At 38.6% G+C, this 24,354-nt stretch carries 25 protein-coding genes; 22 read left to right on the forward strand and 3 right to left on the reverse strand.

What is annotated here, in order from left to right:
• Positions 1 to 69: 69 nt before the first annotated feature.
• The 9 genes from NV377_RS00910 to NV377_RS00950 all read left to right on the forward strand — a co-directional run bounded on the left by NV377_RS00910 (position 70) and on the right by NV377_RS00950 (position 6,947).
• Positions 70 to 717: a YqeG family HAD IIIA-type phosphatase gene (locus tag NV377_RS00910; RefSeq protein ID WP_373425782.1), complete on the forward strand. Its 648-nt coding sequence runs from the start codon at positions 70 to 72 to the stop codon at positions 715 to 717.
• Positions 717 to 1,853, forward strand: coding sequence for a ribosome biogenesis GTPase YqeH (gene yqeH, locus NV377_RS00915; RefSeq protein ID WP_258199302.1), 1,137 nt, complete (start codon positions 717 to 719; stop codon positions 1,851 to 1,853). The genes NV377_RS00910 and yqeH overlap by 1 nt, the downstream gene beginning before the upstream one ends.
• A 20-nt stretch (positions 1,854 to 1,873) precedes the next feature.
• Positions 1,874 to 2,758 carry a shikimate dehydrogenase gene (gene aroE, locus NV377_RS00920; RefSeq protein ID WP_373425783.1) on the forward strand — a complete coding sequence of 295 codons (885 nt, stop codon included), beginning with the start codon at positions 1,874 to 1,876 and terminating at the stop codon, positions 2,756 to 2,758.
• Positions 2,759 to 3,386: 628 nt separating this feature from the next.
• Positions 3,387 to 3,680, forward strand: a complete 294-nt coding sequence (yhbY, locus tag NV377_RS00925) for a ribosome assembly RNA-binding protein YhbY (RefSeq protein ID WP_258199303.1) — start codon at positions 3,387 to 3,389, stop codon at positions 3,678 to 3,680.
• Between the two features lie 36 nt (positions 3,681 to 3,716).
• Positions 3,717 to 4,304 (forward strand): nicotinate-nucleotide adenylyltransferase, encoded by a 588-nt coding sequence (gene nadD / locus NV377_RS00930; protein WP_258199304.1) that lies wholly within the window; start codon positions 3,717 to 3,719, stop codon positions 4,302 to 4,304.
• Positions 4,297 to 4,866: a bis(5'-nucleosyl)-tetraphosphatase (symmetrical) YqeK gene (yqeK, locus tag NV377_RS00935; RefSeq protein ID WP_258199305.1), complete on the forward strand. Its 570-nt coding sequence runs from the start codon at positions 4,297 to 4,299 to the stop codon at positions 4,864 to 4,866. The genes nadD and yqeK overlap by 8 nt, the downstream gene beginning before the upstream one ends.
• 58 nt (positions 4,867 to 4,924) lie before the next feature.
• On the forward strand, positions 4,925 to 5,278 hold the full coding sequence (gene rsfS / locus NV377_RS00940; RefSeq protein ID WP_258199306.1) for a ribosome silencing factor: 354 nt from the start codon (positions 4,925 to 4,927) through the stop codon (positions 5,276 to 5,278).
• The gene (locus NV377_RS00945; RefSeq protein WP_258199307.1) at positions 5,275 to 6,195 is read left to right on the forward strand and encodes a CvfB family protein; all 921 of its coding nucleotides are present in this window, start codon (positions 5,275 to 5,277) and stop codon (positions 6,193 to 6,195) included. Before rsfS ends, NV377_RS00945 begins: the two co-directional genes overlap by 4 nt.
• Before the next feature lie 2 nt (positions 6,196 to 6,197).
• Complete coding sequence (locus tag NV377_RS00950; RefSeq protein ID WP_258199308.1) at positions 6,198 to 6,947, forward strand: class I SAM-dependent DNA methyltransferase; 750 nt, start codon at positions 6,198 to 6,200, stop codon at positions 6,945 to 6,947.
• 272 nt (positions 6,948 to 7,219) lie between these two features.
• On the opposite strand, the gene NV377_RS00955 is transcribed toward NV377_RS00950, so the two are convergent.
• A complete protein-coding gene (locus NV377_RS00955; protein WP_258199309.1) occupies positions 7,220 to 7,441 on the reverse strand; it encodes a hypothetical protein in 222 nt (73 codons plus the stop codon).
• A 332-nt stretch (positions 7,442 to 7,773) separates the two neighbouring features.
• Between NV377_RS00955 and nrdI the strand changes: the two genes are divergently transcribed.
• The 6 genes from nrdI to NV377_RS00985 all read left to right on the forward strand — a co-directional run bounded on the left by nrdI (position 7,774) and on the right by NV377_RS00985 (position 13,661).
• Positions 7,774 to 8,133 (forward strand): class Ib ribonucleoside-diphosphate reductase assembly flavoprotein NrdI, encoded by a 360-nt coding sequence (nrdI, locus tag NV377_RS00960; RefSeq protein ID WP_258200330.1) that lies wholly within the window; start codon positions 7,774 to 7,776, stop codon positions 8,131 to 8,133.
• Positions 8,120 to 10,204, forward strand: a complete 2,085-nt coding sequence (nrdE, locus tag NV377_RS00965) for a class 1b ribonucleoside-diphosphate reductase subunit alpha (RefSeq protein WP_258199310.1) — start codon at positions 8,120 to 8,122, stop codon at positions 10,202 to 10,204. Before nrdI ends, nrdE begins: the two co-directional genes overlap by 14 nt.
• Positions 10,205 to 10,247: 43 nt before the next feature.
• Entirely contained in the window at positions 10,248 to 11,204 is a 957-nt protein-coding gene (gene nrdF, locus NV377_RS00970) for a class 1b ribonucleoside-diphosphate reductase subunit beta (RefSeq protein ID WP_258199311.1), read from the forward strand.
• Between the two features lie 114 nt (positions 11,205 to 11,318).
• Complete coding sequence (hprK, locus tag NV377_RS00975) at positions 11,319 to 12,227, forward strand: HPr(Ser) kinase/phosphatase (protein ID WP_258199312.1); 909 nt, start codon at positions 11,319 to 11,321, stop codon at positions 12,225 to 12,227.
• A gap of 149 nt (positions 12,228 to 12,376) precedes the next feature.
• On the forward strand, positions 12,377 to 12,838 hold the full coding sequence (locus NV377_RS00980) for an effector binding domain-containing protein (protein WP_258199313.1): 462 nt from the start codon (positions 12,377 to 12,379) through the stop codon (positions 12,836 to 12,838).
• Positions 12,839 to 12,857: 19 nt separating this feature from the next.
• Positions 12,858 to 13,661 (forward strand): PhzF family phenazine biosynthesis protein, encoded by an 804-nt coding sequence (locus NV377_RS00985; RefSeq protein ID WP_258199314.1) that lies wholly within the window; start codon positions 12,858 to 12,860, stop codon positions 13,659 to 13,661.
• A 123-nt stretch (positions 13,662 to 13,784) separates the two neighbouring features.
• On the opposite strand, the gene NV377_RS00990 is transcribed toward NV377_RS00985, so the two are convergent.
• On the reverse strand, positions 13,785 to 14,945 hold the full coding sequence (locus NV377_RS00990) for a GGDEF domain-containing protein (protein ID WP_258199315.1): 1,161 nt from the start codon (positions 14,943 to 14,945) through the stop codon (positions 13,785 to 13,787).
• Positions 14,946 to 15,118: 173 nt separating this feature from the next.
• On the opposite strand from NV377_RS00990, the gene NV377_RS00995 reads away from it, so the two are divergent.
• Genes NV377_RS00995 through NV377_RS01005 form a run of 3 tightly spaced genes read left to right on the forward strand, consistent with a single transcriptional unit; the run spans position 15,119 to position 20,790 of the window.
• Positions 15,119 to 16,246 carry a glycosyltransferase family 4 protein gene (locus NV377_RS00995; RefSeq protein ID WP_258199316.1) on the forward strand — a complete coding sequence of 376 codons (1,128 nt, stop codon included), beginning with the start codon at positions 15,119 to 15,121 and terminating at the stop codon, positions 16,244 to 16,246.
• 18 nt (positions 16,247 to 16,264) lie between these two features.
• Entirely contained in the window at positions 16,265 to 17,569 is a 1,305-nt protein-coding gene (locus NV377_RS01000; protein ID WP_258199317.1) for a metallophosphoesterase family protein, read from the forward strand.
• Complete coding sequence (locus NV377_RS01005) at positions 17,566 to 20,790, forward strand: AAA family ATPase (RefSeq protein WP_258199318.1); 3,225 nt, start codon at positions 17,566 to 17,568, stop codon at positions 20,788 to 20,790. The genes NV377_RS01000 and NV377_RS01005 overlap by 4 nt, the downstream gene beginning before the upstream one ends.
• A gap of 40 nt (positions 20,791 to 20,830) precedes the next feature.
• Here the strand turns inward: NV377_RS01005 and NV377_RS01010 are convergent, their stop codons facing one another.
• Positions 20,831 to 21,868: a YkvI family membrane protein gene (locus NV377_RS01010; RefSeq protein ID WP_258199319.1), complete on the reverse strand. Its 1,038-nt coding sequence runs from the start codon at positions 21,866 to 21,868 to the stop codon at positions 20,831 to 20,833.
• Positions 21,869 to 22,168: 300 nt separating this feature from the next.
• Between NV377_RS01010 and NV377_RS01015 the strand changes: the two genes are divergently transcribed.
• The 4 genes from NV377_RS01015 (at position 22,169) to NV377_RS25765 (ending at position 24,324) form a co-directional block, all read left to right on the forward strand.
• Positions 22,169 to 22,741 carry a xanthine phosphoribosyltransferase gene (locus NV377_RS01015; protein ID WP_258199320.1) on the forward strand — a complete coding sequence of 191 codons (573 nt, stop codon included), beginning with the start codon at positions 22,169 to 22,171 and terminating at the stop codon, positions 22,739 to 22,741.
• Positions 22,742 to 22,817: 76 nt separating this feature from the next.
• Positions 22,818 to 23,144 carry a hypothetical protein gene (locus NV377_RS01020; RefSeq protein WP_258199321.1) on the forward strand — a complete coding sequence of 109 codons (327 nt, stop codon included), beginning with the start codon at positions 22,818 to 22,820 and terminating at the stop codon, positions 23,142 to 23,144.
• A gap of 195 nt (positions 23,145 to 23,339) precedes the next feature.
• Entirely contained in the window at positions 23,340 to 23,555 is a 216-nt protein-coding gene (locus NV377_RS01025; protein ID WP_258199322.1) for a hypothetical protein, read from the forward strand.
• A 298-nt stretch (positions 23,556 to 23,853) separates the two neighbouring features.
• Positions 23,854 to 24,324 (forward strand): TFIIB-type zinc ribbon-containing protein, encoded by a 471-nt coding sequence (locus NV377_RS25765; protein ID WP_308860044.1) that lies wholly within the window; start codon positions 23,854 to 23,856, stop codon positions 24,322 to 24,324.
• Positions 24,325 to 24,354: the final 30 nt, after the last annotated feature.

Consider the following 24,354-nt stretch of genomic DNA (forward strand, 5'->3'; position numbering starts at 1 on the left):
AATTGGAATTCATGAAATTTTAGTGGTCATTTCACTCTATTTCTTCTATTATAATAGAAGAAGTAACAAATGAATGCTGACTTTCGCACCCGTCCGCAAGTTTTTCCTTGTGGGCGGGGTTTTGTTTTGCAACAAAATGACGATGTATGTTATAGTTTCGTAATAAAGCATGAAGCTGGAGGAGTACGTTTAATGATTGAGTTGTTTTTACCCAAAATGAAAGTACAATCGATATATGATATTCCTTTGGATCGGCTCTACGAACAAGGGATTAGAGGTATTGTTACTGATCTGGATAACACTTTAGTTGGAGCACACTCTCCACTAGCTACTGAAGAACTTGTGAGATGGCTTGCAGAAGTAGCTGCTAAAGGTTTCGAGGTTGTAATTGTGTCCAATAATAATGATAGTCGTGTCGGTACATTTGCTGCTCCATTGCAGCTTCCCTATATTCATGCAGCCAGAAAACCAGCGCAACGCGCGTTCGTTAAAGCAATAAGTATATTAAAACTAAAGCCAGCTCAAACGTTAATGATCGGTGATCAGATGATGACTGATGTGTTCGGTGGAAATCGGATGGGTATGTATACCGTACTCGTTGCGCCAATTGCACCCCTTGAAGAAGGCATCATGACGAAAGTTAATCGTCGACTTGAACGTATCGTGATTTCAAGATTACGCAAACGTAGTTTATGGCATGAGGAGGAAACAAAATAGTGAGTCAAAGAAGTAATAAGCATGAGTCTGATGGTCGTATTCATTGTGCTGGTTGTGGTGTAGCTATCCAATCAGAAAATAAGGAATTAATCGGATTTGTTCCGGCATCAGCATTAGAGAAACAACCTATTATCTGTCAGCGTTGTTTCCGTATTAAAAACTATAATGAAGCTTCATCTGTAGCACTTGATCAAGATGATTTTTTACGCTTGCTAAGCGGTATTGGAAATACGAATTCGTTAGTTGTGCATATCGTTGATATTTTTGATTTTGAAGGAAGTTTAATTTCTGGTCTTCAACGTTTTGTAGGTAATAATGAAGTATTACTAGTTGTTAACAAAATTGATCTTCTACCTAAAGTGATGAATATGAATCGTATTCGTAACTGGGTTCAACAACAAGCGAAGCAACAAGGACTACGTACGGTAGACGTTGTACTGTGTAGTGCGAAGCGTAATATCGGATTTGAACGAGTAATTGAAGAGATTGAGAATTATCGCAATGGTAGAGATGTTTATGTTGTTGGTGCAACAAATGTAGGTAAGTCCACGCTTATTAATCGTTTAATCTCTGACTATAGTGATCTTACTCAAGAATTGACGACTTCTCGTTATCCAGGTACAACACTTGATGCGGTTCGAATTCCACTTGATGATGGAAATGCGATTATTGATACACCGGGCATAGTTTATACAAGTCGTATGACTGAAATTGTTCCGCGTAGTTTCTTAGGAACACTATTGCCAGACAAGCCAATTAAGCCACTTGTATATCAATTGAATGAAGGTCAAACATTGTTTATGGGCAGTATCGCTCGTTTTGACTTCGTGGAAGGTGACCGTCAATCATTTACTTTTTATGTGTCTAATGGGCTGAACATTCATCGTACTAAGCTAGAGCGTGCTGATGAGTTGTATGAACAACATCAGGGTGAATTGTTAGGTGGTCCTAGTAGAGAGGAACTCGCTGATATTCCTACGTGGACAAGACATTCATTACGTGTAAAACGTGGACAATACAATGATATTTATATTTCCGGATTAGGTTGGATTCAAGTAAATAGCGACAGTGGTGCATTACTTGATATCTATGCGCCTAAAGGAATTAAAGTTGTTTTACGTGATTCAATGATCTAGCAGTTTCAGATGCAGATGAGGTGATCAGTTTGGACATTATCCAACAATTATTACAGTGGCAACAGGCTCATAATAGTAAGGCGTTGTATTGTGTAATCGGTGATCCTATTAAGCAATCCAAGTCTCCACTTATGCTGGGTAGAGCATTTCAACAATGTTTTATAGATGCGATATATGGGTCTTTCCAAGTCACACCTGAGCAATTACCTTCATTCGTACAAGCAGTACGAGATCTTGGTATATTAGGTATGAATGTAACGATACCGCACAAGCTTCATGTGATGGACTTAATTGATGAGATAGATGCTGATGCATTAGCATTAGGTGCCGTTAATACTGTAGTTAATCGAAATGGTCGTTTGATCGGGTATAATACGGATGGCATTGGCTATGTTCGATCTTTGAAAGAAGAAGCGGTTGCTAATATTGCAGGCAAGCAGATTGTTGTCGTTGGAGCGGGTGGTGCATCTAGAGGTATTATCTATGCTTTACTTCAAGAAAATCCATCAACTATACATGTTGTTAATCGTACAGTTGCTAGAGCCGAAGAATTAGTTGCCTCATTGAATAGTACTGTGCCATTAATTGCAGCAGGACAAGATGATCTGAAGCAATTATGTAATCAAGCAGACATTGTCATCAATACGACATCAGTAGGAATGTATCCGCACATTGAAGAAACGCCTATTGCTGGGGAATGGATGAAATCCGGAGCAGTAGCAAGTGATCTTATCTATAACCCGCTGAAAACTCAATTTCTACTAGAGGCAGCGCAGCATGGATGTGTCGCTCATGGTGGTCTAGGGATGTTCATATATCAAGGCGCATTTGCTTTTGAATATTGGACAGGTAAGGAAGCGCCTGTGGTTGCTATGAGAGAGGCTGTGCTTGCTGTATTACAGTAAGCGGTAGTTCAAAATCGCTGACTGTGATCACGCGGTAATGCGTTGTAGCGTAGTCGGCGTCGAAGCTGCGATTCATCGGAAGCCTGCGATGCTCGTGTACCAAGTACGTACACTCCGCTTCTCGTTTCCTAGCTTCATGGCATCTTCTTGGTGCTGACAGCCCGCATTTTGAACTTTCATTTTAAGCAGTAGTTCAAAATCGCTGACTGTGATCACGATGTAACGCGCCGTAGCGTAGTCGGCGTCGAAGCTGCGATTCATCGGAAGCCTGCGATGCTCGTGTACCAAGTACGTACACTCCGCTTCTCGTTTCCTAGCTTCATGGCATCTTCTTGGTGCTGACAGCCAACGATTTTGAACTTTCATTTTAAGAGGTAGTTCAAAATCGCTGACTGTGATCACGCGGTAATGCGTTGTAGCGTAGTCGGCGTCGAAGATGCCATTCATCGGAAGCCTGCGATGCTCGTGTACCAAGTACGTACACTCCGCTTCTCGTTTCCTAGCTTCATGGCATCTTCTTGGTGCTGACAGCCAACGATTTTGAACTTTCATTTTAAGAGGTAGTTCAAAATCGCTGACTGTGATCACGCGCATTATGAACATTACAATACGAAAGAGGTTATTATATATGTTAACAGGAAAACAAAAGCGTCATTTGCGTTCATTAGCGCATCATTTAACACCTATTTTCCAAATTGGTAAAGGTGGAGCGAATGAAAACCTTGTTCGCCATATTGAAGAGGCGATAGAAAAAAGAGAATTAATTAAAATCTCTGTATTGAACAACTGTGATGATGATGCGAAAGAAATCGGTCTAGAGATTTCTGAAGCTTCAGGTACTGAATTAGTGCAAGTCATTGGTAAGACGATTGTACTTTACAAGGAATCTGTAGATTACAAAACGATTGTTCTTCCAAGATAGATCGAATACGTTAACACAGCGATTGGAGGTGGCATAATGCGCAAAGTTGGCATAATGGGTGGGACGTTCGATCCAATTCATATGGGTCATTTGATTGCAGCAAGCTCAGCTATGGAAGCGGCGTCCTTAGATGAAGTATGGTTTATCCCTACTGCCACTCCTCCCTTAAAGCCGAATGCTCCGCTGGCAACAGCGGAACAGCGTTTGCAGATGGTTCAGTTAGCAATTGCAGATCAATCTGCTTTCCGCGCACTAGATATTGAGTTAAGCCGTAGTGGCATTAGTTACTCTTTCGATACAGTAACTAGATTAATGAGTCAGTATCCTCATCATCAGTTCAACTATATTATTGGTTCTGACCGTATTCATGATTTGCCGACATGGCATCGAGCAGAAGAATTAAGATCATTAATCTCATTTATTGGTCTAAATCGCCCTTCTGATCCGTTGCAACTTGACTTACTTTCTAGTGAGTGGAGAAGTAAACTAACGATTGCATCTATGCCACTTATCGGTATATCATCTACAGAGCTCCGATTGCGTGCGGAGCAGGGATTATCATTACAGTACTATGTACCCGACTCCGTAGCGCAATATATAAGGGGGAATCGAATTTATGGATAGGCAGCAGATTATACAATCTGTAAGTGTGCAGATGCCAGAACGTCGCTGGATTCATACACAAGGTGTTATGAGTACTGCGATTGAGCTGGCAGAGCGTTATGGTGAGAATCCAGAGCGTGCAGAACTTGCAGCAATTATCCATGATGTTGCCAAATATTGGCCAATTGCAGATCAAGCGGCTTATATTAAGCAGAACTCACTTGATGAGCGAGTGCTTCATTATAATAAGGAACTATGGCATGCTGAAGTCGGTGCATCCGTCGCGAAAGAACAATATGGTGTGCACGATATCGAGATATGTAATGCTATTCGGTACCATACTTCTGGGCGAGCCAATATGTCCCTATTAGAGAAAATCGTCTGGCTTGCCGATTATATTGAACCAAATCGTGATTTTCCAGGTGTTGATGTTGCGCGTGAACTCGCAGGAGTTAGCTTGGATAGAGCCATATTGTTTGGTCTTGATCAAACGATCGTATTTCTAATTGAAAAAGGGAAAGTAGTTTACCCGGTTACTTTAGAAGCGAGAAATAGTATCGTACAACAATTAAATATGAAATAAGTATTCATGTTTCGAGAAGTTATTCAAAAATAGATATACAAATTATAGGAGGGTTCAAATGAAAGGACATGAACAAGTACAAAAATTATTAACAGCAGTGATAGATGCAGCAGAGGACAAAAAAGCACATGATCTAATTGCATTAGATTTGAATGGCTTATCTTTAGTAGCCGATTATTTCGTAATCTGTAGTGGTAACTCAGACACTCAAGTATTAGCAATTTCTACTGAAATTCGTAAAACTGCGGACAAGCTTGGCTTTACGGTACGTGGTGTAGAAGGTGAAAACACAGCACGTTGGGTATTAATTGACATCGGAGATGTTGTTGTACACGTCTTCCATCGTGAAGAAAGAGAGTATTACAATATCGAGAAAATTTGGTCGGATGCGAAGGTTGTGGAATTAGTATGAGCTATGTAGCAGGAACTACTGAGCGATTACAAATTTCTCGCGAAGTTTCTCCTTATGGTTATTTTCTTAATAATGGCGAAGAAGATGTATTGTTGCCGTATACGGAACTTGTTGGATCTAAGCCACATGTTGGTGATGAGATTGAAGTTTTCATTTTCTTTGATTCAGAAGATCGTATTTGCGCGACAATGAACAAACCATTCATTTCATTCGGAGAAATGGCTCGATTAGTTGTAGCTGATGTACATCCTAGACTAGGTTGTTTCCTAGAGATGGGTCTTGGACGTCAATTATTGCTACCACTAAGTGAATTGCCGGAAATGATTGAGTATCGTCCGATTGTTGGTGACGAAGTGTTCGTGTTCATGGCTCATGATAAGAGTGGCCGTCAAATCGCTAAGCTTGCACAAGAACCAGAACTTGCACCACTTACGTTCCCAGCTCCAGCAGCTTGGAGAAATCAGTGGGTTGAAGGATGGGTTACGAAAAGCTTACAAATGGGTTCTTTCGTTGTCATTGATGGCGGCGTAGTAGGATTCGGTGCATACGGATTAATTCCGAGCACAGATCGTATTGAAAGCTTACGTCTTGGTCAACGTGTTAAAGCTCGTGTAACGTTTGTTCGTGAAGATGGACGAGTTAATCTATCGATGACACAGCAGAAGGAATTTGGACGTGTTGAAGATGCTGATCGTATATTAGCATACATCAAGGAACGACCAAGTGGCGGTATGCCGTATTCTGATGCGACAGAAGCAGAACTTATACGTAGTCGTTTTGGTGTGAGCAAAGGTGCTTTCAAACGTGCATTAGGTAAGCTAATGCGTGAAGGTATCGTTGTACAACAAGGTAGCTGGACGTATCTAACAGAAAATGCACCACAACCGAAAAACGAAAATACGGATGAGGTTGAATAATAATGGAATCATACGGTCAATTTGCTACGGTGTATGATCGACTTATGGCAGATATGCCCTATGAAGAGTGGATCACTTTCGCTGAAGCCGTATGGCAACAACACGGAAAACCGCAAAAAGTTGTAGATCTAGGGTGTGGTACAGGTAGTATTGCTATACCCTTAGCGATCAATGGGTATGAAGTTGTTGGTATTGATCTATCGAGTGATATGCTAGCTGTAGCGGAGCAGAAGTGGGCGCAACAATCTTCGATGAATGGTAATCTTACATTGCTTGAGCAAAATATGTGCCAGTGGGAAGTGTTAGAACAAGTAGACTCAGTGATCTCATTCTGTGATTGCTTGAACTACATTGTCGATGAAGATGATCTGTTAGCTACATTATCAGCTACGTATGACCAATTGAAGCAAGGTGGTAGCTTTATATTCGATGTCCATCCAATTACGCGCTTTGAGCAATATGCTGCGGATCAGCCATTTGTATATGATGAGAACGGAATCTCATACATGTGGAGTAGTGATTATGATGAGGATGATCATATTATCGAACATTTTCTCTCGATATTTGTTCAAGAACCTGATGGTCGCTATAGTAGAATAGATGAGGAACATGTCCAACGAGCATATAGTTCTAAGTGGTTAGAAGGGGCATTACGCTCAGTCGGCTTTACTCATATACATCTGTATAGTGATTTTCAGTTAAAGGCAGCTGACGACCACTCAACTCGTTTGTTCTTCGTTGCCATTAAGTAAATGGTGTTAGTTTGTGTATGTTCGTTTTTTGAATTGTTACTGAAAATGAAAGTTCAAAAAGCGGGCTTTAAGAACCGAGAAGATGACTCACAGCGGAAACGAGTAGCACAGCGTACGTTATGTGTACGTGAGCACACTCAGGCTTTCGATGGGTGGCATATTCGATGCCGACGAAGCTACATTAGCATATACATCGTTATCAAAGTCCGCTTTTTGAACTACCGTTAGTAGTAAAAAGGCTGTCCATAGTTAACCTATGGCACAGCCTTTTACTATTCTCTCAGTGCATCAGTCAATTTACTGTGCATACTAGATATAGTGTTTCCCTTTTGTGCGATCGTTGTGCGTAATTTGTGTAAAGTAAGCTTAAGCTGCTCATTTTCAGCTGCTTGATGTTCTATGTACTTCACCAATTCAATATCTTGTATTTGGCTTGCTTGGCATAATTGTTCAAGTCTGTTAAGAGCTTCTTCTGTTGATAGTATTGCTTTCATAAGCGCCTCCAAAACGATCTATAAAATGTCACTATCACATCATAACGCTATCTGATAAAATAGTCGAGTGGCGAAATCTCAAGCCCCTATTGGGACGAGCGTTATGAAAATATTTTCATAGCTTAAATTGCAAAGAATATGACGAAATCTCATTGACTCCACCTATATATTGAGGTATGATTCTATTCATCGACTATATCTAGTTATGGATATAGCAATCTAGCAGTTTAACTGCTTACACCATGGTTCCGACTACAAGCGCATCTGCCTGTCATGTATAGGGGGTAGAGCGCTTTTTGATTGGGATAAATGGTAGGGGGAGAGAGTGGGAAATGTTAGTTGTATATGACTCTAAGACAGGCAATGTCAAACGCTTTGTGAAGAAATTAAATATGCCCGCAGTCTCTATTGATGAGATGCCCAAGGTGGACGAGCCGTACGTTCTTATTACATATACAACAGGCTTTGGACAAGTCCCGCAGAAAGTCAATGATTTTTTGCAAGATAACCACAATATGTTGAGAGGCGTTTCAGCAAGTGGTAACCGTAACTGGGGCACTGGCTTCGCAAAAAGTGCTGATACAATATCTGAGACGTACAATGTACCGGTCATTTCTAAGTTCGAACTTTCTGGCACAAATAAAGACACGCTACAATTCATGGAAAGGGTGCAAACCATTGAAACATATTGAACTGAATAATGAGCTCTTGCAACGCGGAGCAGACGGTTTCTACCAGCTAGAAAAAGATAAAGAAGCAGTTGCAGCATTTATGGCTGAAGTTGACGAAAAAAGTGTTAAGTTTGCTTCTTTGAAAGATAAACTGGACTATCTTATCGAGAATGATTTCTATGACAACGTATATGACAAATATACATATGATCAAGTGAAAACAATCTTTGATCTTACTGAGGCGGCAAATTTTGAATTCCAATCTTATATGGCTGCTTCAAAATTTTATAAAGACTATGCTATGAAAACAAATGACAAGGCACAATATCTTGAGCAGTATCATGAACGTGTTTCGATCGTAGCTTTGCATCTTGGCGAAGGTGACATCGAAAGAGCTACTCGCATTGCACAGGCAATGATTGATCAACGTCTACAGCCTGCGACTCCAACATTCCTTAATGCTGGTAAGAGTCGTCGTGGTGAGATGGTGTCATGTTTCTTGCTTGAAATGGATGATTCTTTGAACTCCATTAACTATGTGCTTGGCACATGCATGCAACTTTCCAAAATCGGTGGTGGCGTTGCTGTCAACCTATCCAAGCTACGTGGTCGTGGTGAACCGATTAAAGGTGTAGAAGGCGCTGCAAAAGGAGTTATGCCTGTTCTGAAGCTAATGGAGGATGCATTCTCTTATGCGGATCAGATGGGTCAACGTAAAGGTTCTGGCGCTGGATATTACAATATCTTCGGTTGGGACGTTATCGAATTCTTAGATAGCAAAAAGATTAATGCTGACGAGAAATCTCGTATCAAAACATTATCAATCGGCCTTATTATTCCTAACAAGTTCTATGACTTAGCAGCACAAAACAAACCTCTACATGTATTCGGACCATATTCCGTATACAAAGAGTACGGTCAACATCTTGATGATATTGACATTGATGCTATGTATGATGAATTACTAGCAAATGACAATGTTAAGAAAAAAGTTGTAATGACTGCACGTGAAATGCTTACAAAAATTGCATCGATTCAACTTGAATCTGGATATCCATACATTATGAACAAGAGCAATGCTAACAAATGGCATGCATTGAAAGACATTGGTTCTGTAAAAATGTCTAATCTATGTACTGAGATTTTCCAATTGCAAGAAACTTCGGAAATTAACGACTATGGATATGAAGATATCATTCGTCGCGATATAAGTTGTAACCTTGCTTCCTTGAACATTGTAAATGTAATGGAACGCAAAGAAATTAAAGATTCCGTACATGTTGGTATTGAAGCTTTAACTACAGTAAGTGATCTTTCGCAAATCGATAACGCACCTGGCGTTCGTAAAGCGAATGATGAACTTCACTCAGTAGGTCTTGGCGCAATGAACCTTAATGGATATCTTGCAAAAAATAAGATTGCTTATGAAAGTCCAGAAGCTCGTGAATTTGCAGGCGTATTTTTCATGATGATGAATTTCTATTCCATCGAGAAAAGTATGGAAATTGCAAAAGAACGTAAAGCAACGTTTAAAGACTTTGATCGTTCTGAATATGCAAAAGGTACGTATTTCGATCGTTACGTTGAAACGGATTTCCGTCCTCAGCTAGCTCGTGTACAAGAACTATTCGATGGTATGCATATCCCAGGTCCTGCTGATTGGGAAGAGCTTAAAGGTAAAGTACAAGAGCATGGACTATTCCACGCTTACCGTTTAGCGATTGCACCGACTCAAAGTATTTCTTATATTCAAAATGCAACGTCAAGTGTAATGCCGATTGTTGAACATATTGAAACTCGTACGTATGCTAACTCAACAACATATTACCCAATGCCGTATTTAGCACAGGATAACTTCTTCTTCTATAAATCTGCTTATAACATCGATCAGTTCAAATTGATTGATCTTATCGCAGAGCTAGGACAGCATATTGACCAGGGCGTATCAACTGTACTCCATGTTAATAGTAATGTTACGACGCGTGAACTTTCTCGTTTCTACATTTACGCTGCACAAAAAGGATTGAAATCCTTATACTATACAAGAACAAAACGACTAACTATCGAGGAATGTACAAGCTGCGCCGTATAAAGCGCAGCTGTATTTCATCATATTGTGAAGGAGTATACTGAACATGAAAGCAGTAAACTGGAACCGTCCTGACGACGATTTTACTCAAACGTTCTGGCAACAAAATGTTATGCAATTCTGGACGGATGAAGAGATTCCTTTATCAGATGATAAAATGGATTGGGAATTAATGACGCTAGATGAGCGTTCTTTATATAAAAAAGTACTAGGTGGCTTGACATTACTTGATACCGTTCAAGGCGGTGTTGGTATGCCGAAGATTTTGGAGCATGTGGAAGGTTTACAACGTAAAGCAGTGTTAGGCTTTATGGGAATGATGGAGCAAATTCATGCGAAATCATACAGTAGTATTTTCACGACACTAGCTTCTACTGAGGAAATTGATGAAATTTTCATCTGGGTAGAAAACAATCCACAGTTACAGAAAAAAGCTGGTATTATTGCAGATTGGTACAATGGCATTGAGAACGATCGTGATCTTTATAGAGCAATGGCAGCTTCTGTTCTATTGGAAAGCTACTTATTCTATAGTGGTTTCTTCTACCCACTATATCTAGCTGGACAAGGAAGAATGACGAGTAGTGGTGAGGTTATTGACTTAATCTTACGCGATGAAAGTATTCACGGATTGTATATCGGTGTGCTTGCACAAGAAATTGCTGCGACATTCTCTCAAGAAGAGCAAGATAAACTTACACAAGAAGTTCTTGATCTGTTGCTTGAACTTTATGACAATGAAGTGATTTACACGGATTCGTTGTATTCAGATCTTGGATTACAAGAAGAAGTTAAAGCTTATGTTCGTTACAATGCAAACAAGGCTCTGATGAATCTTGGACTTGAACCTCATTTTGAAGAAGAAGCCATTAATCCAATTGTGTTGAACGGAATTAGTACTAGCACGAAACAACATGATTTCTTCTCGAAAAAAGGAAATGGTTATGTGCGTACATTGAATGTTGAACCATTAACTGATGATGACTTTGTATTCAACTTCTAAATTCTGTATATCTCAACTAGATTATACGAATCAACAAGTATATAATAAATAAAAAGAAACTCGCTCTCGTAGACATATACGAGGGCGTTTTTTGCCACGATGGAGGTATTGGTGATGAAGGTAATAGAGGTTAAAGAGCTAATTAATCAGTTTTCCTTGGAAGTTATCGCTGGTGCTAATGAGCTGCATCGCACGATTACGAAAGCGAGAGCATATCGACCTGGACTTGAGTTTGTCGGTTATTTTGAATTTTTTCCTCAAAAACATATTCAAATATTGGGCCGCAAAGAAATTACATATTTGCATGGGTTAACTGAGGAACAACGAAATCATCATATTGGAAATATTGTAAAGTATCATCCACCTTGTTTTATCGTTACAGCAGGTCAAGATGGACTAAAATATTTAAAAAAATATTGTGAAGAGGAAGGCATTCCTTTATTACGGACGAGTGATGATTCGGCGACATTTATTGGAAAGTTAGATCATTATCTGTTGAAGCAGTTAGCACCTGAGCAATCTATACATGGCATATGTATGAATGTATCTGGAATCGGAATTATTATTCGTGGTAAATCAGGCATCGGCAAAAGTGAAACAGCACATACATTAATCCGTCGTGGACATCGCCTTGTAGCGGATGATATTATCGTGCTGAAAAAGCTCAGCCAGCATGCACTTATCGGTTCACACAATGAGAAAACCAAAGAATTTCTTGCACTTCGCAGTGTGGGACTGATCAATGTTGTACGCTTATATGGTCGGAAGGCATTTCAGGATGAGTCAAGAATTTCACTAGATATTGAATTGACTCGTTGGCGCGAAAATGATCTCAATAATGATCTTGATCTTGAACCAACTTTTGTAGAGTACATGGGTGTGAAAATTCCACATCTAGAGATTCAATTACAGCCTGGAAGAGATGTTGCGGGGTTAATCGAGGCTGCGGCAAACAACTGGTATTTGAAGCAACAAGGCTATAGTGCAATGGAAGATTTCATGAAGAGACTTGAAAGTGAATAACTTTCATTTTCATATTGATTTATGCTACAATATTGACCGAGACTAGCTATAATATAGATCTTGTTGTTCAGCTAACGCTTCCGAAGTACTTTTCATATACTTGGAAGTTATATTAGGAAGTTGATGAAAAGTTTTAGGAGGAGTATAGCATGGAAACTTGCTCAATTGTTAATAAATCAACGCTGCATCTTGTTGGAGTTCCTTATTGTGGACCATATTCATCTTTTCCGGATGAAGCGATTCGCCTGCAGACCGATTTTCTTGCAAGAAAGCATGAACTGAATCATGTTATACAGTCAAATGTGATGTATTGTCCGTACTTTGGTAATGAGACATTTGCTACGTATTGGGCTTGTTTTGAATCTGAGTACAGTGAAGATCCGCTGCCCCAAGGTATGGTTGCGATCACGATTCCGATGCATCGATATGCTTTAGTTAGTAGTTCCTCTCAAAGAATGGGCGAGGGCTATGAAATGCTAAAAGCATGGATCGAAGAACATGGTTATAAGCGGCTAGATCAAGCAGTGTCACTTGAAATTTTCTATCTTGAAGGTCAGCATTGGGAAGAAGAAATTGTTGATATTCTCATACCGATAGAGGATGAAGCTTAATACTTAGGAGTTGCTAGAGATGAGCATTCCATATGCGATGATTAATGCGTACGGAGATGGGCCATTCACAGGTAATCCTGCTGCAGTGCTTGTCATAGAACAAGATCAATTAAGAGATCCACAACTACAGCAGATTGCTGCAGAAATGAATGTATCAGAAACAGCATTTATATATAGAGGTGCAACGAATAACCAATTTCAACTAAGATGGTTTACACCACAAGTTGAAGTGAATTTATGTGGTCACGCTACGCTGGCATCAGCGCACTATTTGTATCATTTCGGTATTGTTCCAACAGACATTACCATCCATTTTCACACATTAAGTGGAGAGCTTGTTGTTAGCCTACATGATGGGGTTCTTAGGATGAGGTTGCCGCAAGAGTCACCTGTAGCTTGCTCGGCGCCATCTGATCTCATTACAGCACTTGGTGTAATTCCGAGAGCAGTTAGTAAAAATCGGATGGATTATATCGTTGAGCTAGCAGATGAGCAAGATGTTCGACAGTTACAAGTGGAGTTTTCATTGATTGCTGGATTAGACGCGCGTGGTGTTGTAGTGACTAGTCGTGCAGATGACCCATCAATTGATATCGTGTGTCGTACATTCTACCCACGTATTGGCATTGATGAAGATCCAGTTACTGGTTCAGCATTTTGTGCGCTTGCTCCGTATTGGATGAAACGACTAAGAAATAATACAATTCTAAAAGTAGTACAACTATCAATACGTGGCGGTTCAGCCACGTTAATGCTTGAAGACGAGATCGTCATTCAAGAGGGCAGTTGTTTCGTATGGGCTGAAGGTAGTCTACATATATAGTTAGAGTAGGCTATATTAACTTAATCTGACTGTGTCAGTACATTTGAATAGCTATATTACTCAATAAATAAGGGCATCTAAAGACTCTGGTAGAGTCGATTAGATGCCCTTATTTATTCAATTTCAAACTTTATTTTTGACAGCGGCAGGTAAAGAACGATAGGCCGAAACTTTATTTTTACCTGTAGATTTGGAATAGTACATCGCTTCATCCGATTGCTTAATTAACAATGTAAGATTGTCTGCTTCTTTAGTCGTACTGAAACCAACGCTAACGGTAACGATCGTTTCTAATTCAATTCTAGCGCGAATTCGCTCAGCAATCTGCATCGGCTTAATACGGTCAATGACGATACCTCCGAGTAATTCTTCGCCACCATAGCGTCCAGCGATACCGAATGGTGATACTTCCTCTTTCAAGATGGAAGCAACCTGTTGTAATGCTTTGTCAGCTACTTGATGACCTTGAGTATCATTTAATCGTTTAAAGTTGTCAATATCACAAAATATTATAGCTACTTGTTTACGTGCAATAATTGATGTTAATTTTTTCTGGAAATAGCGTCTAATATATAATCCAGTTAGTCCGTCAACGATAGAAGATTGATACGTCGATAATAAACGTTCAAGTACCCATTCAAACAATAAGAAGAAGATAAGTGCGAAATAAATAACTGGCAATGAGACGACTAAGTAAAATAGCCATCGCTGATCCATTTCAAATACGTACATATGTAGTAGATAAGCAAGCTCGTACATGAACATTACCATTAAGCTAATATAATATGGGGTTGTCATTTGAATATGACGAGTCTCGACAAGCATAGTAATAATTAAGATAAACATATAGAAATCCATAATTGGAAATGCATAGTACTCTACATTATTAAAAATGATTGAGTATGGATCGACGATACAGTTAACGATTGTAAGTGCAACGGCTCCTAATAGTAGCATAGTAATAGGTGTTTTTCTTAAATTTGTCCCAACAGAATACATCTTCATCAGCACAAAATTTAAGATGATAAAGGAGATTAGCTGTATACTTGTCGAAATAATATATAAGTAAGTCGGTATTGGCTGCTGATACCACACGTCTAACCCAACAATTATTTGACGGATTAGAGTAATAGCAAGAGTAGAAATTAAAATAATATAAATCAGTTTATTCCGATAATTGGACATAATTCGTATAGCCATGACGATCATAAGCAAAATAATAATACTACATGTAGTGATGGAAAAAAGCTCAATAAGAGTGGTATTAATTGAAAGGTTGTTCATTCATATATCCTCAATGTATAGTAGTAGTATGTCATAAACGAAACATATGTTCTAATATATCATAATTTGGCGAATTAATGTATGAATTATTTTTAGCCTATGCCTCCGATGATACTTTTCATCTGAAGGATGATTAAATTGGTCGAAATGAAAAGTTTAAGGAGTTGGTACCTATGCAAATTTTACAAGCATTGTTTTTCCCGCCGGAGCAACCGGGTGGAGTATCCTCAATGGTGCCTTATATTCGAGAGCGATTCAATCAGATGGAATATGAGATGGAATTATTTTCTTTACCGAAAAGAATTAGAAATAAAGGAACGGATGAAGTCGTATTTAAGACTTTTGATGTGACACCTTTTCTTGGAAATAAACTCGTAGATAAATATATTCAGACTTATCGTGATTATTTATGGTGGGTTAAATTACGGATCAAAAAGTCGTATGATCTTATTCACGCTCATCATCCGATTGCGGCTCTAGCGATGAAAGAGATATTTCCAGACACGAAGCTTATATTGACACTACATTCTAGCTATGAACGAGAGCTAATTTTGAACAATAAAATACAAGTAAACGGTATTGAGCATCAATTTTTAACGAATATTTATCGGGAATTAGAAGATCGCGCAGATCGAATATTAACAGTATCACATGCATTCCAAACGTATCTCAACGATTACGTTGAAAACGCAAGTGGCATTAAAGTTATCCCGAATGGCTTTGATGAGAAGCGATTCCGTCCGATTGCCCATGAGAATGAAGTCGCACAATTAATATCAGTTTGTCGTCTTGTACCAGCCAAAGGGCTTGATGTGTTGCTAGAAGCGTGTGCGAAGTTAAAAGAAAGAGGACATCCTTTCGTCTTGCATCTAATTGGAGATGGTCCAATCCGTGAAGAATTAGAAACGATGGCGCAAGATCTTGGGTTATATGATGATATTATCTTCTACGGTTACATGCTTCATCCAGAAGAATTTATGCCTTTCTTTGATATATTTGTACTGCCATCTCGAGCGGAAGCTTTTGGCTCAGTATTTGCTGAAGCAGCGCTTTGTCAACTTGCACTAATAGGGACGGATGTAGGTGGTATATCAGAGCAAATTGAGAATGGAATTAACGGATTACTAGTACCTGTGGAGGACCATGCTGCTCTAGCAGATGCGTTGGAAACAGTTATTATTGATCCAGATTATAGATATCAGCTTGCTAGAGAAGCATCTGAAAAAGCAAAGCGAGATTATTCTTTGCAACGTGTTATTGCACAATTGAACAAAGTATATCATGAAGTTTCTCAGTACTAAGGATTAGGTGGTGCTGAAATGGCAATTCCATTTCGCTTTATTCATGCCGCTGATTTGCATATTGACAGTCCGTTTAAGGGACTAACAACTGTTCCAACATATGTGAGGGAGTCGCTTCTTGAGGCGACCTTCCTTGCATTTAAACGGCTTATTGATACTGCAATCACGCAGCAGGTGCAATTTATCGTCGTAAGTGGCGATTTGTTCGATGAAAGTGATCGTTCATTGAAAGCACAATTGTTTCTATTACAGCAATATGAACGACTAAGAAAGTATCAGATTAGTATCTATATTATTCATGGAAATCATGATCATCTTGCAGGACAGACTATACCATTCCCTTATCCTGATAATGTACATGTATTTTCTAGTTCCGTTGTATCAACGAAGATAGTCACGAATGATAATGGATCCATTCTCGCCTATGTACACGGTATATCTTATCCTACTAGACATGTGATGGATAATTTAGCAAAGCAATATAAGCGTGAGCCAGAGCAAGGTTATCATATTGGACTATACCATGGTAATGTGGGCAATGTTAGTGAGCATGATCCATATGCGCCTTGTCAATTATCTGATCTATTAGTGCATCAATATAATTATTGGGCACTGGGTCATATCCATAAGCGTCAAGTGTTACATCAATCTCCTTATGTTGTCTATCCAGGTAATACTCAAGGAAGGCATCGCAAAGAGAGTGGCGATAAAGGTTGTTATCTCGTCACTGTCAATGAACAGCATGAGACAACACTACAATTTCTATCATTAGCACCCATTAGATGGCTTCAGATATCTATAGATGTTTCATCCATTGAGAATGAAGCACAATTTCTTGTCGCTATTAATCATCACACGTCAACACTATTAGCAGAGCAAATCCATTGTAGTGTACTACTTTCGGTTGAGCTAACAGGTAGCGGGTATATCCATGAATTGTTACAACAAACAGGTAATGTAGCGCAGATGCTTACACATATTCAAGGCTTGTACGAAGATGATTCGAGCAGTGAATGGTTATATATATATGAATTGCAATTACATACTCAAGTACAATATGATGAAGCGTTACTTCGTCAGGAACAAAGTTTTATTGGAGATTTTTTAACGTATTATGAACAATTATTACGACAGCCAGAGCAACTGAAACAGTTATTTACTGAAGCACAGCAAGGGTTATACGTGCATCAAAGCTTGAATCGATATCTACGGCAAACTGAATCAATACTAGATGAGACCTCACAACATGCTCAGCTAGCAGAGGCAAAGCAAAAAGTATTAGAATGGCTCCTTCTCCATCAAGATCAAGGAGTGAGTATATGAAGTTTTTAGAATTGTACATTAATGGGTTTGGTAAGATGCAAGATGTAACATTGCAACTAGATGCGCCCCTTGTTGTTGTCTATGGTCATAATGAAGCAGGGAAAAGTACTTTGTTTCAATTTATCCACACGATGTTATTTGGTTTTTCTCGAAAGAATCAAGTCAATCGCTTTCTCGAGCCCGTGTACGGGGGAAGTCATGGAGGCAGCATCGTTTTTATTACAGATAAAGATGAAATCTACCAACTAACGCGATATCGAGAACAGCATCAAGGTAAAGCGCAGCTTGCGCGAGCAGAGAAAGATAATAATAACGAGCGATACATCCCTATGGCTACTGCCACTATTGTAGAGCAAGCTAATCTTGAACGTAATTTTCTATCTGGTATTAATGCTCGATTATTTCAACAGTTAAGTGCGATTACGTTGAATGAATTACAAGCAACAAGTGTTATGACTGAAAATGAATTAAGTCAATATTTATATCATGCGAGTTGGGAAAGTGGTAAGCAGATTGCTGAGTTAGAGAAACAACTCGTAGCTGAGCAGGACAAACTTTTCAAACCAAGAGGACAGAATCAACTGCTTATTCAAGAGCTTAAGCAATACGAACAACTGCAACAGCAATATAAGCAAGTGGAGATGGAGCTTGAACAATATAACACTGTTCAATTAGAACTTGAGCAATGTGATTATCGCTATGCAGATTTACAGGTACAACTTACAAGGCAGCAAAACATTGTACAGATGATGAATCGTGCAATGTCCCAGCGAGAGTGGTGGTTAGAGCAACAAGAAGTAAGCTGGCAACTTGAACAGTTACAATATGTTCGAGGGATTCCTAATGGCTTTTCACAGCATGTAGACCAAATTGTAGCTAGTGAACAGCTGATCTCAGGCGAGATTAGACAAATGCAAGTAGCAGAAGAGCAATTGGAACTAAAAATAACTGCTATTAACGTTAACGAAGATATCATAACGCGAGCAGCAACGGTGGACCATTATCTCCAATTGGGTAGCGTCATTATGGAACAACAATCGCAATTAGCCATTCGGCAAGATGAACTACAACAACTCCAGCAAGTAATTGTAGAGCTGCAACAGCAGTTACCCAATTATTGGACAAAAGAACAGTTGAGACAACTTAATCCGTCTGCTGAGCAAGTAACAGAATATGAACGATTACTATCGTCCATGAAACATTTGCAAGTAGAGCAACAGCTGCTAGAACAAGATCAGACTAAATATGATAATGAACTACTGACACTCGATCAACAACTGCTAGTAACTCAAAATCAAATAGATCAAATAGAGCAAGAGCTGAAAACTTTCAGGCAAAGCCATCGTTTATTGCCACAGACAAGAGATGAACTACATGAGGCAACAATTATACTTGATGAGGCTTACCGTCAATATGACTATGAAAGAATGAATGTACATGCTACAGAGCGGATTGAATCGCCACAGAGTAATACAGTCCGTACCAGCAGAAGTAATGGATATAGTCGAGTTAATAGATCTCAGAAAAACGAATTTGTCTCTTTACGTGTCATTATGCTATCTGCTTTTTCTATTATTTTGGTGATCTTTACTCTATTAGTATCAAGTAAAGTTTTGCTAGAACCATGGAATATCTGGTTATCGCCTATACTTATTGTGATGACTTTAATTGCCGTACTAATAACGGGGATGGAATGGTCTGGCAGTCGAAATAGCAAACAATACGGAAATAACGAGCGGAATGACGATCAAGCTGAAGGAATGAAAGGTTTATATCGGGCGTTATCGCTTATTGTGGAGCTTAGTCAACCGATTAATGAAAGTAATTATTACGATCATCGCAGAGAGTTGAAAGAGAAAATCGGCAATTTACAATTATTATTACAAAAGCGGGAACAACTAGATCAACAGGTTTTAGTTGTGGAACAACAAGCTCAACAATTGGAATTAGCTCAACATAGCATTGATAATCAACTTCAACAATTACAAGTTCAGCTTGAACAAGTTAACGAACAGTGGTCTCATTTTTCCCAGAAGCTACAATTACCTTCGCAATGTGAGTGTGATCATTTTAGTGAGATACTGAAGCTGTATCGGAATATTCAACACCATTATTATAACTATGACAAGCAACAAATGATGATTGTTCAGTATGAACAACAAATTGATCAATATGTGGATGATGTATACGGATTAACTCAAGCAGTCTGGCTTCAACAGTTGCCCGAAGGATCACAACAACTTCAATTGTCTAATATGCGTAGCCAGATTCAGATTCAAAAGGAAAACCTAGCAGAGCGAGCATCGTTGCAATTGCAATTACAGCAATTGCACGAACAACAACGTGTTAAACAACAAGAACTACAACAATTACACAATCAGTTGACGCAATATTATGAGCAGTACCAAGCAACGACGATTGGCGACTTGCTAGCAATTGTCGAGCATATGAAGTCATATGAATTATGGCAAGTTCAATACGAGCGGCTAGCACTGCAACGAAAAGCAGGTCTTACTGTGGAGGAAGTTGAAGCATTGGATCATATGTTCACACAGTTTGATGGGGATGGGATTCGGGAAAAAACAATAATCGAGCAGCAATGTTTGGATGATTTGCGCACTGAGCAACAACAGATCATAGAACAAAGGGGTAGATTATTGCAGCAGAGAGAACGGTTAGTCAGTTCAGATGAACATCAACAGCTCCAATTGAAAAAGGAAGCAGTTATCTCGCAGATTGAAGTATACGTTACTCAATATATGAAGCTCTCTTTAAGTAAATTGCTTATTAAAAATACAAAAGAGAAGTACGAACAGGAACGTCAACCTGCTGTACTTCTCAAAGCCTCACAATATTTTGTAAAACTAACGAATGGTTCGTATACGCAAATTATTGGTAATGCAGAGCTTGGGACATTACAATTACGTGCTAGTAATGGAGCACTAGTGGAAAGTGAATTGCTAAGTCGAGGAACGTCTGAACTATTATATCTATGTATTCGTCTCGCGATCCATGAGGCCGCGGTGAATCATATTAATTTACCATTAGTGTTAGATGACCCGTGCGTGAACTTTGATATGGTACGTCTACAGGCAGCCATGGAACTGTTAAGCGAAGTTTCTAATGAACGTCAGTTATTATACTTTACTTGTCATCCACACACGAGAGATCAATTACAAGCGGTAGCGGGAGATACTGTATCCATTCAGTTGGATAGATAACATTGTAACTATTTGGACATTGTATTTAGTGGAAATTTGGTCAGCTAAGTTTTTTAATAGCGATGAGTAGAAACCATCCTAGGCTAATAAAACCGAATAACGGGTATAGTGTTGAAAGTAGTACGCCAAAACCGATTTGACTTAACAAATAGCATAGAATTAGGACAAACATAACGATTAAATTAATGGACAGTTTCGATCTTTCATGAATCTGTAGTGCTAATCCATATACGTCAGCGAGTAAAGTAGTAAATACTTCAGCAAATATTATACAAATATAGATGACGTATACGACTTGACTAAGACTTCTCGCAATGCCACCCATTGGGATAGCGAATTGTGTGATACCGGGCATATGTGCTGATAACGCGATATGTCCAACCATAAGCATGAAGCCGATCCCTATGCCACCAATGATGGAGCCCCACTTAATAATGCTTGGCTTTGATGTTTGTGCACCAATGGGAACAAGTACAGCTTGTGCAAGTGACAGATTGAAGGCAGTGTATAGGAACGGTGTACTAACTATCGTCCATAGTGGGAAATCGGTATGCGCGCGGAGAAAGTTGCTTGTATAAGGTGTTTCTAACGTATCGAAGAAAATAATAAATGTGAATATAAGCATAATGGGAACGACGATTGAATTCACAGCGATAATGGCAGTTAATCCTTTGCGTAGTAAGAAAAAGCAGACGATACAAGTTGAGATTAAACCTAACTGATATGGCAAATCCCAATTTTCATAAAATACAGTCCCGGCGCCTGCTAACATAACTGCTGATACACCGAGAAGGACGACAAGCATAAATATGCTGATCCAAGAACCAAACCGTTGGCCAAATAAAGCAATGTTCAAATCCTCATACGATTTTGCTTTAATTTGTTGGGCTAATAACATGACTTTATTGCCAAGCCATATAAATAAAAAGGTAGAGGCTATAATTGCAATAGTTCCCCATTGGCCGTACTTTGTGAAAAATTGTAATATTTCTTGGCCAGTCGCAAATCCAGCTCCAACTATCGTGCCCATGTAAATTGCAGCGATCTGTAGCGATTTGATCCAATCTTGCCTGTTCATAAGATTCCCTCACTCTCACTTCAACATTTACTATAAAAAGTAGTTCAAAAAGCCGCTTTTTGAACATGTACTATTATTGTATGAAGTGAAATAGACAAGCATGACAAGCATTGGATTTTTGTGTAAAGCTTATGAGATTTACCTTGTAGTAAACAACCAAATATTTGTAGATGTGACGACTTTGCTTGCTAGAAGAGCGAACCTGTGTTATTTTACGTAAAAGAGAAACTGGTGGGAATTTAAAATCATGGACTGACAGCCAACGATTTTGAACTTTCATTTGAATGCGGAGGGATTTATATGGAACAATTAAAACAAAGAATTTTAGAGGAATCTGCTATTGTATCAAATGATATTTTGAGATTAGATTCTATTATTAATCAGCAAGTGGATCCTTCGCTAATTATGGATATGGGTAAGGAACTTGCTTCACGATTCGCTAATGAGGGTATTACGAAAGTATTGACTATTGAATCTTCAGGTATTCCGGCTGCTTTTGCGACGGCATTACAATTGAATGTTCCATTGGTATTTGCTAGACGCAAACAAACGGTTATAAATGATCCTAATTCATATCTTGAAAGAGTACCTTCATTCACTAAAGGAATGGTTTCCGATCTTGTTATTTCCAAGCAGTTTTTAAGTGAGACTGATAGAATATTGTTCATAGATGATATTATTGCAAATGGCGACGGAGCTCGTGGTATAGTGAAAATTATTGAACAATCAGGTGCCGAGCTTATAGGAATGGGCATTGTTGTAGAAAAATCTTTCCAAGCTGGAGCAGATTATTTCCGTGAGCAAGGTGTACGTGTTGAATCACTTGTGAAAATTGCTTCACTAAATTCTGGAGAAGTTATCTTTAAAGATTAATTTTCCATCAAATTTAGTTGTGATTAAGTTTGTTCATCTTATATAATAGAAATAAGACCAAGGGGAGGCGTAAGCAATGGAACATATTACGGAACAATTCTTAACTGAAAAGATTGCTAGTGCAAAAGTTTCTTTCGAACGTGCACTAGATTGTAAGCATACAGAATTTGATGATTTATATCCTTATATGCTTGAGCACCCTCAATTTTTTTGGTATAAACGATACGTTGCATGGTCTGAATTACTTACAATAGTGAAGTTATGCAACGAATTATCAAGTGAATGGAAAGAACAGTTTACTGATAAGCAAGTTGATTATATTGAGAAACAGGTCATGTCTTCTCGTGTATTAGATGAATGGTACGAAACGATTGATTCCAAAGATCATGCAATTAACGAATAAATAGATCAAAAAGTCTTAATGATACGCTATGAGGCGTTCATTGAGACTTTTTTGTAAATGCAAACTAATAATGTAACTTATTGTGGAGTGGAACGTAAATAAAGAAGTAACGAAGTTTTTATTTATGCTTTCGAAGTAACTTTTTATTACTAAGAAGCACATCAAGAAGCTATAAAAAGTTTTAGGAGGTTTGAAATGATATCTGAAGATCAATTGAATGATTACCGTGTTTCAGGTGAAACGGTTCGAGTAGTTCGTGATAATCTTGAAAGTAATGATGTACAAGGTATCGTTGTTGCCTGGGATGATAGTTGTGTAATGATTCGTAAGAAAAGTAGACGAGTTGTTAAGTTAAGCAGAGAATATGTATACATTGCTGCAACAGAAGAAAGACCATCAATCGTTAACTAGTTATAGTCATAAGCTTGTCTTCATATAAAAAGTCTAATGAGGAAGTTCAATAAACAGTCTTTGCTAACGAAGTGCTGCAGGGAGTTTAATCAGCATCGAATATGAATTGAACTTGGGAAGTCCTGGACTCATGTACCAACTACGTACATTGGAATGTCCTCCTTCTCCATGTATTACTTCATCTTCTTGGATCTGAAAGCCCGCTTTTTGAACATGTCTTATATTTTAAGCTTGCGAAGATTCTTTTTGTTTATGAGAAGTATTTCGGAAGCTAACAAAAAGTTCTAGGAGTGATTGTATGAAGTGTCCAGTATGCGATCAAGTAACGTTGCGAGAAGTTGAAAAAAGTGGAGTTTTAATTGATATTTGTCCTAGCTGTAAAGGCGTTTGGCTTGACCGTGGTGAATTAGAGAAGTTAATGCAAAGCATTAATGAGACTCAAGAAGAATTTGAACAATTACAATCTCAAGTAGCTACTCAACATCTTAGAACTTCAATGGATCAATCCTACAATCCGAATGAACAGAAGGCTAATCAACAACCTTTCACGCAACAACCTTACAGTCAACAAACTTTTGGAAATGTACAACAAAACTATCAGCAAGCCAATCATCAACAACCGAACTATCAACAGTCAAATTATGAGCAGCCTTATAATAAAGATAGTCATAAACATGGCGATAGTAAGTATGGATATGATAAATATGGTCGTCCATATAAGAAAAAGAAAAAAACTGTATTTAGTGTATTTGAAGATTTGTTCGACTAAACAAACGAAATTTAGTATTACAAAATAGAT

Source organism: Paenibacillus endoradicis (assembly GCF_024721975.1).